Here is a 13,516-nt window from a genome sequence, read left to right as displayed (position 1 = left end):
ATAAGAAGACTCCATTCCATAGATATGGCACAGCGAATCCATGCGTTGGCGGTATGTGTGAGCATCCCGTCAGGCTCCTAGAATGCCCTTGCGCAGCCGACCGTTTTTGGCTGTGCAAACACCGCTGCCACCTATTGCGGCAACTGGTTGAGCCATGGCATCTTCTGCTTCCGAACTTTCCGAGGACACCCAGCCGCACTATCTCACTGCGGAAGAGTTGCGTATCGGTGTGTTCGTCATCCTGGACATCGCCTGGTTCCGGCATTCCTTCCCCCTTAGTAGCTTCAAGATTCAAACGCGGGAGCAGTTGCGGGAGCTTAAGGCGCTGGGGTTGCAACGGTATCGCTTCGATCCCCAGCGTACCGATCCCCCCGCCGAGACACCCTTGCCGCCAGCATCGGCGGCAGAGGCTTCCTCCCCGCACAGCACCCGCCATGCCACCGGCACCCCGGAACAGCCGCAGCGCCCCCCGGCGGTTCGGCAGTACCTGCAGAGCGTCGATCAAGTCGAGTTGGCTTTTTCCAAAACCGTAGGGGTGCTCAAGAATTTGCAGCGCAGCATGCGCACCCAGCCACGCCAGACGGTCGAGGAAACACGCGCCTTGGTCGTCGAGATGACGGACACTTTTTTGCAAATCCCCAACGTCACACTGCATGTCCTTGGCGAAAAGGTGGGGGGGGAGGATGTGTACTTTCATAGCCTCAACGTCACGATCCTGGCGATGATGGTCGCACGGGAACTGCGTTTCTCGCCCGAAGACGTGCGAGAACTGGGCGTGGGAGCCATGTTGCATGACGTGGGTTTCGTCGACATTCCCGACCGTGTCGCCAAAAAATCGCCGAATGACGCCACGACCGCTGAGCGGCATTTGCAGCAAACACACGTCGCCCTGGGGGTGGATTTCGCGCGGAATGTCGGCCTATCGGAGCTGGCATCGTCTGTGGTCGCGCAGCACCATGAATTTGTCGACGGAAGCGGGTACCCCCTGGGGCTTGATGGCGCCCGCATGACTCCTGCAGCCAAGCTTGTCAGCTTGGTAAACCACTACGACAAGCTCTGCAACCCTGTCGATGCGACGATCGGTATGACCCCGCACGAGGCACTCTCCCATCTGTTTGTGCAATACCGCAAGAAGTTTGACGCCCAGATCCTCCATACGCTGATCCGCAGCCTAGGGGTGCATCCGCCTGGTTCGCTACTCTTGCTTTCCAATCATGCGGTAGGGGTGGTGACGTCCGTCAACCCCCAAAAGCCCTTGCGACCGTGGGTCATGCTGTACAGCGAGTATGTTCCCCGAGATGAGGCTCCCGTCCTCAACCTCGAAACCGAAACGTCAATCAACATCGTCAAGTCGATCCATCCTCAGCATCTCCCCCCCAATATCTGCTCTTACCTCAACCCGCGCAGGCGGATGGCCCTTTTTTTCGGTGCAGACGCTGCTGGTGAAGCGAGCGCAGACCACTGACCACCTAACACTGACAGGGAGACTGCCGCCATGCATACCGATGCCATGCTCTTGGAGGCATCGAGCGAGATGCTTTTTTTGCTCGATGCGCACAGTCTCCATATCGTTGCAGCCAGCCCGGGTTCCCATGCGCAGCTTGGCTATCCCACCGGGGAATTGCTTGGCAAGCACATCAGCGATATCGAAACCGCGTTGTCCGACCATTTTTTCTGGGAGGAAATGGCGACCAGCCAAACCCCTCTGGAGGCCTCGGGTAGTTACCGCCGCAAAGACGGCACGGAGTTCGATATTCGCAAGCTGGCCCGGCGCAGTGATCTCGATCCTGCGTACTACGTGCTGCGTTCGCGCCCGGCGCGTGGACCGCAAAAGCCGGGGATCGTGCTGGCAGATGTCGGGTTGCATTTCGCAGCCACGCTGGAATCGACCGCAGACGCGGTGTTGTTGACCGACACCCACGGCGCGATCATGAACATCAACCGGCGCTTTTCTGCGTTGTGGTCGTTGCCGCAAACCTTGCTGGATGAGCATAACGACCGTGGCATCGTCGCGTGGATCGAAAACCAGCTTCGTGCAGCACCAGGCTCTACAGCGCGTTGCACCACGCTCCATCAGGTCGTGATGCATGGCATCGACCCCGTCGGGGACGCCCAGGAAACACTGCTTCTGGCCGATGGCCGGATCGTCGAAACCTTCTCCCACCCGGTGCGCAGCAGGGAGCAGACCATAGGCAGGGTGTTCTTTTTTCGGGACATGACCGAGATCAAACGCAACGAAGCTGCCTTGCAAAAGGCGCGGGACGAGGCAGAGTGCGCACTGGAAAGCAAGGGCCGGTTTCTGGCCAATATGAGCCACGAGATTCGCACGCCGATGAATGCCGTGTTGGGCATGCTCGAATTGCTGCAGGATACGGACCTCAGTCGGCGACAGCTCGACTACGTTCGCAAGGCAGACATTGCCGCGCATTCCCTGCTGGGGCTGCTCAACGACATCCTCGATTTTTCCAAGATCGATGCAGGCAAGATGGTGCTCGACCAGCAGCCTTTCGACCTGGACGCCTTGCTGCGCGAAATCTCTGTCGTCCTGGCCGCCACGCTGGGAACCAAGTCGGTGGATGTGTTGTTTGACGTGGCTTCCACTACCCCACACCACCTTGTCGGGGATGTGTTGCGCCTACGGCAGGTATTGACCAATTTGGGCAACAACGCGATCAAGTTCACGCATACCGGGCAGGTCATCCTGCGCGTGCGGCCGGTATCTATGTCCGAAACAGTCTGTACGTTAAGTTTTTGCGTGCAGGACAGCGGTATCGGCATTGCCCCGGAACATCTGGAACGCATCTTTGAAGACTTTACGCAGGCCGAGACGACCACCACGCGCCGTTTCGGGGGTACCGGGCTTGGCTTGTCGATCAGTAGGCGGCTCGTCGCGCTCATGGGCGGGACATTGCGCTGCGAAAGCGTTCCCGCAGCGGGCAGCGCTTTCTTTTTCGAGATCGATCTTCCCCTGGCGAAACCGGCCTCGCACCAGGTGCTCGCGCTTGATGCGACAGCCGTGTTGGATGTGCTTGTCGTTGATGACAACCCCGTCGCGCTCGAACTATTGGGATCGATGGCCCAATCGCTGGGGTGGCATGTGGAATGCGCGCACAGCGGCGCCATGGCCGTCGATTTGTCGAACCGTCGGGCACGCCGCAGCAAACCTCCTTACCACGCTATCTTCATCGACTGGGATATGCCGGGCATGGATGGATGGGAGACCATCGCCAAAATTCGCGAGGTATGGAGAAAGGACAACACCGAACCAGCCAAAGAATCGCTGGTCGTGATGGTGACGGCGTACGACCACCATGCTCTGATGCGCTGCGATGCAGCGCAGCGCGCAGCCTTGCATGCATACCTCGTCAAACCGATCACGGCATCCATGTTGTGTGAGGCCGTTGCGCATTCTTCCGGGCAGGATGCCCACATCCTTCCGGGCCGCATCCGCACGACCAACCGAGGCAGATTGACGGGGATGCGACTGCTTGTCGTCGAGGACAACCTCGTCAACCAACAAGTGGCTGGCGAACTGCTCTCGCGGGAAGGGGCGCTGGTCGAGCTGGCCGACGACGGCGCAGCGGGCGTGGCGGCGGTGGCAAGGTCGTTGAACAGCGAGCCTTTCGATGTGGTGCTGATGGACATGCAGATGCCGGTGATGGACGGCTTGGCCGCAGCCCGAGCGATTCGCCAAGAGTTGGGTCAGTCCGAAATTCCGATCATCGCCATGACCGCGAATGCCTCTGCCGCAGACCGGGAACAGTGTCTTGCAGCAGGCATGAACGACCACGTGGGCAAGCCCTTCCACCCCGACGCCGTGGTGGAGCTACTGCTCCAGCACACGGGCCGGGCCGGGACTGTGGTGCCCTGACGGTCGCCGAAGCAAGCCTCAGGGGCGGTGCGTGTTGTGCCCTCAGCCCAGCCCCGTTCCTGGCTGGGTACGGTATCGGAAGTAGGACTTATGCAACACCGCCCCAGCGTCGTTCATGGGAAAGTCGCGAAGCGACTTCTCGAAGCTTCCCTCGCCCAGCGAGAGAGGGGTTAGGGGGTGAGGGACACTGCCATGACTTTCATAATGCAGGGCGTCTGCGTACAGTCATGGCAGTTATTTCCGGGCATGTAGGGGTACGGCGCATTCGCTGTCGGAGTGTCTGCAAAGGGGTGACAACGATGGGTGCTTCCTGGAGAACATGGTGGGCGTGCTGTGCTTGGGCACTGTGTGCCGGCATGGGTACTTCCGTCTGGGCAGCTCCGTTGCGGGTGGGCTTGTACGAGAACCCGCCCAAGGTTTTCACTGACGACTATGGTCGCCCTAGCGGCAGCTTCATTGAGCTGCTCCAAGAGATTGCCAAGGTCGAAGGGTGGACGCTGGTCTTCGAGCGCTGTGCGTGGGAGGAATGCTTGGAGAGAGTCGAAGCCGGCGCGCTCGATCTGATGCCCGACGTTGCCGTCACCGAGGAACGGGTGGCGCGATTCGACTTCCACCGTGTCCCCGCAATGCATAGTTGGTCGCAGTTGTACCGCCACCCCAGCGTGCGCGTCGATTCGCTGCTTGATCTGGCTGACAAGCGCATCGTCGTGCTGTCTCAGGGAGTGCAGGCTGCTGCGCTCGGTGATTTGTTGTCGAGCTTCAACGTCCACGCACAGATGATCGAGGTGCAGTCTTTGCGGGAGGCCTTTGAAAAGGTTGCATCCGGGCAGGCCGAGGTAGCTGCGGTCGGCCACCACTTTGGCGAATACACCGCGCACGAATATGGCTTGGTAGCCACGCCCGTGCTGTTCCAGCCCGCGCGGCTCTACTTTGCCGTGCCTCGTGGCCGACATGCCGCAGTGCTGCGTGCCATCGACGACCGCTTGGAACAGTGGATACGCGACGATGCGTCGGTGTACTTTCAGATCATGAATCGCTGGGGGATGCGTGCCACCCAGCGCCCCCATTCCCGCATCATCCTTATAGCGTTGGCGGGGTCATTGTTCATCGGGTCCATGTTGGCAACGGGGGTATGGTGGCTGCGCCGTCGTGTACGGCAGGCAGTGGCCGACTTGCGTCTGTCCCATCAGCAATTGGAGGCTACGTTGCAGGCGATCCCCGATTTGCTGTTCGAGGTCGATCACCGTGGGCGATACCTGCACGTCCATGCCAGCAGGGAGGAACTTCTTGCTGCTCCGAAGGGAAAACTGCTTGGCAGCACTATCGACGATGTCTTGCCCGTACAGGCTGCGGCGACCGTACACAAAACCATCGGAGCCGCCATTGACCGTGGGCGTTGCGATGGGGATGTGATCGAGCTTGAAGTGGCCGGGGGAACGCACTGGTTCGAGCTATCCGCAGCGCGCAAGGTGCTGCAGGATGGAGGGTTGCCCAACGTCATCATCCTGTCTCGCGACATTACCGAGCGGGTCAACGCGCAAGCGCAGTTCCAACATCTGGCGCGGTTCGATGGATTGACGGGGCTGCCCAACCGCGCCTACGTTCGCCAGCTCTTGCAGCAGGCGACGATGGCTGCGCACCGTGAAGGCAAACAGGTGACGGTGCTGTACCTGGATGTGGATCATTTCCGCACCATCGTCGATACCTTGGGGCACGACGTTGGGGATCGGCTATTGACGCAACTCTCCCAGCGGTTGGGCAAAAGCCGACGCGAGGCCGACATTGCGGGACGGATGGGAGGCGATGAATTCCTGCTGGTGTTGCCGGGCATTGATGCTGCCGGGGCAGCCGTGGCGGCGCAGCGGGTGCTCGACTCGATGCAGCCGAGTTTTCGGGTTGGCTCGCATGAAATCAGCATCAGCGTGTCCTTGGGCATCGTTGTGTACCCCCGTGACGGAACGGACGTCGATGCGCTGCTGCGTAGAGCGGATGCGGCGATGTACCAGGCCAAGTCCGAGGGACGCAATGGCTACCGGTTCTTCACTACCGCGATGCAGGAGCGTTCCGCACGCACTTTGACCATTTCCAACGCCTTGGCGCTGGCGCTGGAACGGGAGCAGTTCCAGGTGCATTACCAACCCATTGTGCGGATCACCAATCGTGAAGTGATTGGTGCGGAGGCCTTGCTACGGTGGACGCATCCGCAACTGGGGCAGGTACCTCCCTCGGAATTCATCACCGTCGCAGAGAGTGCTTCGCAAATTGTTCGCATCGGGGAATGGGTGCTGCGGCAGGCTGCAGGGCAGGCGAGAAAGTGGCTCGACTTGGGCAGGGAGATCGTCGTTTCGGTCAATGTCTCGCCGGTGCAGTTTCGGCAGCCCAGTTTTTTGTCTACCGTGCGCGCTGTGCTGGAGGAGCACACATTGCCACCCTTCTTGTTGGAGCTGGAAGTGACGGAGTCCTTGATGATGGGGGACGAACGTGCGGTGCAGAAAACCATGCATGCCTTGGCCGATATGGGGGTGCGTTTTGCGATCGACGATTTCGGAACGGGGTATTCGTCGATGGCTTACCTGCGCCGCATGGGTTTTCACAAACTCAAGATTGATCAATGCTTCGTTCGCGATATCGGTACAGACCCGGACGACGAGTGCATCATCGACGCTATCTTGCAACTGGGGCGCAACCTGGGGATGGCCACGCTCGCCGAAGGGGTGGAGACCGAGGAGCAGCGTGTGTTCCTCGCCGCGAAGGGCTGTGATTACCTCCAAGGCTGGCTGGTCAGCCCGGCGCTGCCGCCTTCGTCGTGGGATCTGATCCTCGGGGTGGGTCGCCCGCTGCCCTAGGGAGTACAACCCAAGACATTCCCGGCAATGCCCCAGGAATAAACCCTCGCAGTGGCCTGTGCCGATTCCAGACCATGGATGCGGGTCGGTATGATCTTTGCCTATGCATTCTTCCCAAACCCCCATTTCTGCCCATCCTCCGGCTTCCGATCCTGTTCTCGACGGCGCATCGGGCTTTGTCTACGACCGTGCCGCCCTGGAGGGTGCCGTCGATTTTGCGCTGGATCACGCAGCTCGTTTGGGATGCAGCGATGCATCCGCCTACGCGAGCGAGAGCTGTGGGCTGGAGGTCTCGGTGCGCAATACCGAGCTGGAAAGCGTGGAGCGCAGCCGGGACAAATCGTTGGGGGTGACGGTTTACGTAGGGCACCGCAGCGGCCATGCCAGCACCACGGATTTGGCGGCTGCGGCCATTGCCAGAACGGTGCAGGCAGCCTTCGATATTGCCCGATTCACTGCCGAAGACCCTTGCGCGGCTTTGCCTGATCTGGCGGATGTGGTGCTTCCTGCACAGCAGCGCGGCGATCTGGAACTGTTTTTTCCGTGGTTGATGTCGACTACGGACGCTACGGAATTGGCATTGCATGCAGAACGCGCCGCGCTGGAGCTGGATCCACGCATCACCAACAGTGAAGGGGGGAGCGTTGCGATAGGGCAGTCACAGTTTTTTCATGCACATACCCACGGTTTCCGGGGAGGATATGCCAGCTCAATGCACTCCGTGTTTGTCGGGGTCATTGCCGGTGCAGACGATGCGATGCAGCGCGATGGGTGGTCTTGTACCCGTCGTCATCCGCTCGACCTGGAATCGCCCGAGTCCATTGGACGGCGTGCCGCAGAGCGTGCATTGGGGCGGCTCGGGGCGCGCAAGCTGGCGACCACTGAATGCCCCGTGTTGTTTGAAGCCCCTGTGGCGGTGGGGCTGATCGGTCACTTCGTGCAGGCAGTCAGCGGCGGTGCGTTGTACCGCCGTAGCAGTTTTTTGCTCGATGCGTTGGGGCAGCGGGTTTTTCCGGAACACATCGACATTGCTGAAGACCCTTTCCTTCCCCGTGGACGGGGCAGTGTCCCCTTCGATGCCGAAGGCGTGCGCGTGCAGCCTCGCAACGTCGTCGAAGCCGGAACGGTACAGGGGTACTTTCTTGGCTCGTATTCGGCACGCAAGTTGGGTATGCGAACGACGGGCAACGCTGGCGGCTCGCACAATCTGCGCCTGTATTCGCGCAACACCACGCCCGGTGACTCGCTCGAAGCGATGCTGGAACGTTTGGGTACGGGGCTGTTCGTCACCGAATTGCTGGGCAGTGGCGTGAACCCCGTCACCGGCGACTACTCACGCGGGGCTTGCGGATACTGGGTGGAGCGGGGGCGCATCGCCTTCCCGGTACACGAAGTCACCATTGCAGGCAACCTGCGCACGATGTACCAAGAGCTTGTCGCGGTTGGCGCCGATGCCTATACCCTGGGTGCCAAGACGACGGGGTCGATCTTGCTGCGTAGCATGAAGGTTGCCGGCGCTTGACTCGATCAGGGGCGCGCACGGCACGCTGCGTGGATGGCTGACGCTGCCTCGCCCACCAAAGCAGGCCCGTTGTACAGCAACCCCGTGTAGAGCTGGATGAGGTCTGCCCCAGCATCGATTTTTTCGACAGCATCCTCCGCGCACAGGATGCCTCCGACGCCGATGATCGGAAAGGTTGGGCCTAGCAGCTTGCGCAGTTGGGAGACAACTTGGTTGCTGGCGTGGCGCAGTGGAGCGCCGGACAGCCCCCCGGCTTCCTGCGCGTGCGCCAGCCCTGCGACGTTGCTGCGATCCAGGGTGGTGTTGGTCGCGATGACGCCTAGCGTGTCGTTCGCGTTGCCTGCGGTGTCGCAACCATACTGCCGCAATGTGCGTGCGATGGCGTCGAGCTGTTCGGCGTCGAGATCGGGCGCGATTTTCAGGAAGATCGGTACATGCCGCCCCATGCGTTGCGCCAAAAGTGAACGGCGTTCGCACAATGCCCCCAGCAGCGCATCCAACGCTGCATCGCGTTGCAGGTCGCGCAAGTTGTGCGTGTTGGGGCTGGAGATGTTGACGCAGACGTAGTCCGCGTGGGCAAAGACGGTATCCATGCAGCGTAGATAGTCCTGCACTGCGTGTTCGATGGGGGTATGGGCGTTTTTGCCGATATTCAGGCCCACGATCGTCGAAGGGGGTGCTGTGGGATGACTGGTGAGCCTGCGCAGGTAGTGCCGGGATTGCGTGACGTGGTCGACGAAGGCGGCCAGCCCGTCGTTGTTGAAACCCATCCGGTTGATCAGCGCTTGCGCGGTGGGGAGGCGGAACATCCGGGGGCAGGGGTTGCCTGGTTGCGCGACGGGCGTCACCGTTCCCACTTCGACGAAGCCGAAACCCATTGCGCACAGGGCATCGATGCAGCGGGCGTCCTTATCCAGCCCCGCAGCCAGACCGACCCGATTGGGAAAGCACAACCCCGCGATGCGAATGGGATCCTCGACGCGCCGTTGCGCATACAAGTGGCGCAAAACGGTGTGCTGCGTGCGCTCCAGCATCCCCATCATGAGCGTGTGGGCGCATTCGGGGTCGAGCTGGAATAGCCAGGGCCGCAGTAGCGCATAGGGAAAGGGTGCCATCGGATAAGCTTTCCGTTGTTTGCGCAGTCGTTGCGCGTTGCATTCGTTGTGCGTTGGTGTATCGACGATGCCTACCTCAGGAGGCCCCCATGCAGGCACTATCCCAGCAGCAACTCAAGACGTTGGTCGGCGAAGCCGCCCTGGAATACGTCAGCGGGGGCGAAATTATCGGAGTGGGTACCGGATCGACGGTGAACTGCTTTCTCCACGCACTGGAACGGATTCGTGATCGCATCAAGGGGGCTGTGTCCACCTCGCCCGCCAGCACTGCGTTGCTGCGCGAACTGGGAATCCCGGTGCTTGACCCCAACGACGTCGACGAACTGGGGGTGTACATCGATGGTGCCGACGAAATCGACCACCACGGGTACATGATCAAAGGCGGCGGGGCCGCACTGACCCTCGAAAAAATCGTCGCAGCCCAGTCCCGGCGCTTTGTCTGCATTGCCGATGAATCCAAGCTCGTCGACTTGCTGGGGACATTCCCCTTACCTGTAGAAGTGCTGCCTGTCGCAGAGCGCAGGATCGTCCGGCAGTTCGAGGCCATGGGGGCGCAGGCCACGATTCGTCAATGCGGCGGGGCTGCGCTGCTGACGAACCACGGCATGCACATCGTCGACGTTCGTGGGTTGCAAATCACGGATCCCCTCTTGTTAGAAGCCCAAGTAAGTCAGTGGCCGGGGGTTGTTACGGTGGGGATATTTGCCAGGCAGAAGGCGCATGTCTGCCTACTTGGGACGGGACAGGGCGTTCGCACCCTCACTTTTTGCGCCTGAATTCTCTGCACGGTTGATGTAAGGTTCTGCGTGCGTATCGGTGTAACGCCGCTGGCCAACAGGGTGCATGGCAAGGACCTGTACTGAAGGCTACCTGCGCGACCGTGCCCGGAGAGAACTCCAGACGGCAAGTCCCATCCGGGGGGCAAGGCCAGCCGAACATGGGTCACTGATCAGGCGACGCGCTGTTGATAACACCCCTGCAGGCAAAAACAGCATAGAACCTATTCCAGTAGGGGCTGCGCCATCGCATTGCACGCGGCGGCGGTGCTCGGAATCCTCATGTACTGTCAGTACATTCCGGTTCCTGCGCTCCGGCGCCACGCACACTGCTTCGGCTCGCATGCCTACTGAAATAGGTTCATAATCGATTCTGAAGCCTCTCAGTTACCCAAAACCGGCTCCATTACGCTGATCCTCGGGTGGACCCAATTCACCGATTAGTGACAGCAATCAAAGGTCTGATTGTTGAGATTTTTGTCTTGTCTCGGTATTCGAATGATGGCGTAGAAACCCTGGTTGGGATGGGATCGTCATCCGTCCTGAAAAATGCAATGCTTTGCTGCAATTGTTCTGCCTGTCCAGATAGTTCTTCACTGGTAGCTGCAAGCTCTTCAGATGCGCTGGCATTCTGCTGGGTAGCTTTGCTCAATTGTCCCATGGCCCCGCCAATCTGCATGATGGATTCGCTTTGTTCAGAACTGGCGGAAGCAATTTCCTGCACCAGTTCAGAAGTTTTTTGAATACTTGGGGCAATTTCGTTGAGCAATTGGCCCGCTATCTCCGCAGTGGTTACGCTGCTCCCTGCCAATTCACTGATTTCCTTGGCGGCTTCCTGGCTGCGTTCGGCGAGCTTGCGCACCTCAGCGGCTACAACGGCAAAGCCTTTTCCATGTTCACCAGCGCGTGCTGCTTCAATGGCAGCGTTGAGTGCCAGAAGGTTCGTCTGGTAGGCAATGTCATTCACAATACCAATTTTGGACGCTATTTTTTTCATCGCTGTGACTGTCTGACTGACGGCGCTTCCACCCTCAATAGCTTCTTTTGTGGCTTTGGCCGCCATTGCATCGGTGATCTTCGCGTTATCGCTGTTTTGGTTGATAGACGCTGATATGACATCTATGGAAGCACTGGTTTGCTCAACGCTTGAAGCCTGCTCGCTGGCGGCCTGTGACAGACTTTGCGCAGTGGCACTGACCTGGTTTGCCGCGCCGGTCAACGCATCGGATGCCGAACGAACCTCCGCGATGACCCGGGACAGGTTGTCTGAAGATGTATTGACGCTGTCCTTGACTTTGCCAAACAGGCCGTGGTAATCGTGGGTGATACGCTGGGTTAGGTCGCCTTTAGCCACGGCAGCAAGCACGCCGGCCACATCGCTTAAGCCCTGTTGGCTGGTATCCATGAGTTGATTCATGCCAGCAAAAATTCTGGCAAAGAAGCCCGTCTTGCTGTCCAGTGTCAGTCTGCCGCTGAAATCACCGCGGGATGCGGCATTCACCATGTCATCCAGTTCTTGTTCCGATGCTATTTCGTCGGTACGATCAAGCCATTGGGTGATGTGTCCGATGGGCTGGCCACTGCTGTCGTGTACCGGGCTGGTCATTATTCTGAGCATGTGACCGCCAACTTTTAGGTCGGTGGCTGCTCCGGTACGTACGGACTGTTCAAAGCGTATTGCATGGTCAGGTTCCTTGAACAGGCTTGAGAGCTTGTTGCCGTAAAACCTGTCGGTATCAAAAGTACAACCTCCAAATAGCTTCAGCAACTCTTTGGCTTTTGGTGTTGCGTGAACCAGCATGGCCTGGGCGTTGGAAACCGTTACGCATACTGGGAGGCTATCCAATGACATGCGAATACGCTCGTTGAAACCTGCAGCCTCGGCAGCATCACGCAGCGATTGTTGAACTTTGTCCATCGCATGACTGACTTGGGCCTTTTGCCCCGGCAAACGATCCATCGTGACGTCAAGCCGACCTTCGGTGTAAGCAGTCATTACCTCAACCACTCTCATCTTGACACTGATATGTGTTTGCACCACCTCATTGATGGAATGAGCCATGGTGGCGTATGCACCTGGCAGATCTTGGGTAGACATGCGGTAGTCCAACATCCCAGCACCATGCTGTTGTGCCAATTCGTCTTGTGCTGCCTGAAATCGCGTCAGAACACTTTGCATTGCAATCAGCGAGTTGAGCACATGAGCAGGCTCATCATTCCCAAATGGATGCGCTGGTATGTCACTTACATCACCAGCGGCAATCTGCTGCAAGTGCTTGTCGATGAGACGCAAACCACCACTGGTCACTAAATAGAAGCAGTAAAACAGATAAGCTGCCAATAGCAAAATCACGGTAATCACACCAGTCGTCGTCAAGTTTTGCACTTGCAGGTTATCCAGTCTTTGCTTCAATAAACCCTCAAGCAGGGGTACAGTCTGCTCAAAGGTTTTGGTAAAATCTTCAAAAGCCTGACCTCCGTCATCCCAAAGTGCGCTCGCGGTATGTATGTTTTCTTCCATGACAGATTGATAAGCACGTGCTCGATAGGCCTCAACCCGCTGGAGTGCTGACAAATCAAGCTTCGCTTTGAGTTCAGGCTTATAGGCGACAATTTTTTCGACATAGGCGATGACGTCTTTGATATCCCAGCGGAGCTGCGCGTCCCATACGACATATCGAAATAAGGCTTTGTAGCGATCATCAGCAGAGATGCTACCGGCTTTGGACGCCAGATACGTGCTCCAGGCTCTGATCTGTCCCAGATTTTCTTGGATAATGGGCAACTTTTGCACAACTACCAGACCCAGATACAGTGAGTCCATTTCAGGGTCTAGCACCAAACCTGAACGGTCGGATATGCGTGACAGCAGTGCAATTCCGGCATTGGTGACAGGCACGAAAACTGTGCTTTGGCCGCTGGCATCGAGTCCGTTGCCTGATTGGGCCGTTGCATCCCATGTTTGGCGAAGGTCGTTGAATGCCTCACGAATCTTTAATGGGTCTGCCGTCTGGGTTAGTGCTTGATCCAGCTTGGTAAACATGGCATCAGCATGGCCGCGACTGGCCTGATAGGCGTCTGAGGCATGGAAACCACCAATCATGGCCCGGGTTGCATTCCTGGCGATCACCAAATGCTGGTTGAGTGGAACAAATGATCGCAAAACACGCACACCCTCAATTTCGTGTTGTGTAGTTCGCAGGTTTTCCAGATAAGACTGGGTAGCAGACCATCCCAGCGAGAGAATGGGGATCACAAAGGCAAGGCTAATCACCAGAGCTTTGGAAGAAAACTGTAAGTTTCCCATCAACCGCATGCCGGGCCCCCAAAGCCCTGCAGGACGCCATGCTCTGTGTGTTTTGGTGACATGATCGCTCATACGGACT

7 protein-coding genes are annotated in these 13,516 nt (G+C 58.6%); 5 read left to right on the top strand and 2 right to left on the bottom strand.

Going from position 1 to position 13,516, the window contains the following annotated elements; genetic code table 11:
• Positions 1 to 154 precede the first annotated feature (154 nt).
• The 4 genes from CENROD_RS04800 (at position 155) to pmbA (ending at position 8,239) form a co-directional block, all read left to right on the top strand.
• The gene (locus CENROD_RS04800) at positions 155 to 1,465 is read left to right on the top strand and encodes a cyclic di-GMP phosphodiesterase (protein WP_022771983.1); all 1,311 of its coding nucleotides are present in this window, start codon (positions 155 to 157) and stop codon (positions 1,463 to 1,465) included.
• A gap of 30 nt (positions 1,466 to 1,495) precedes the next feature.
• Positions 1,496 to 3,871 (top strand): PAS domain-containing hybrid sensor histidine kinase/response regulator, encoded by a 2,376-nt coding sequence (locus CENROD_RS04795; protein ID WP_022771982.1) that lies wholly within the window; start codon positions 1,496 to 1,498, stop codon positions 3,869 to 3,871.
• A gap of 356 nt (positions 3,872 to 4,227) precedes the next feature.
• The gene (locus CENROD_RS04790) at positions 4,228 to 6,717 is read left to right on the top strand and encodes an EAL domain-containing protein (protein ID WP_051360301.1); all 2,490 of its coding nucleotides are present in this window, start codon (positions 4,228 to 4,230) and stop codon (positions 6,715 to 6,717) included.
• A gap of 103 nt (positions 6,718 to 6,820) precedes the next feature.
• A complete protein-coding gene (gene pmbA, locus CENROD_RS04785; RefSeq protein WP_022771980.1) occupies positions 6,821 to 8,239 on the top strand; it encodes a metalloprotease PmbA in 1,419 nt (472 codons plus the stop codon).
• Between the two features lie 5 nt (positions 8,240 to 8,244).
• Here pmbA and CENROD_RS04780 read toward each other — a convergent pair whose 3' ends face one another.
• Positions 8,245 to 9,354, bottom strand: a complete 1,110-nt coding sequence (locus tag CENROD_RS04780; RefSeq protein ID WP_022771979.1) for a quinone-dependent dihydroorotate dehydrogenase — start codon at positions 9,352 to 9,354, stop codon at positions 8,245 to 8,247.
• Positions 9,355 to 9,443: 89 nt separating this feature from the next.
• On the opposite strand from CENROD_RS04780, the gene rpiA reads away from it, so the two are divergent.
• Complete coding sequence (gene rpiA, locus CENROD_RS04775; RefSeq protein WP_022771978.1) at positions 9,444 to 10,130, top strand: ribose-5-phosphate isomerase RpiA; 687 nt, start codon at positions 9,444 to 9,446, stop codon at positions 10,128 to 10,130.
• A 433-nt stretch (positions 10,131 to 10,563) separates the two neighbouring features.
• Here the strand turns inward: rpiA and CENROD_RS14285 are convergent, their stop codons facing one another.
• Entirely contained in the window at positions 10,564 to 13,509 is a 2,946-nt protein-coding gene (locus CENROD_RS14285) for a methyl-accepting chemotaxis protein (RefSeq protein WP_022771976.1), read from the bottom strand.
• Between the last annotated feature and the right edge of the window lie 7 nt (positions 13,510 to 13,516).

It is taken from the genome of Candidatus Symbiobacter mobilis CR, assembly GCF_000477435.1.
Taxonomy (GTDB): Bacteria; Pseudomonadota; Gammaproteobacteria; order Burkholderiales; family Burkholderiaceae_C; genus Rhodoferax; species Rhodoferax mobilis.
This window is presented reverse-complemented; position numbering and strand designations above follow the sequence as displayed.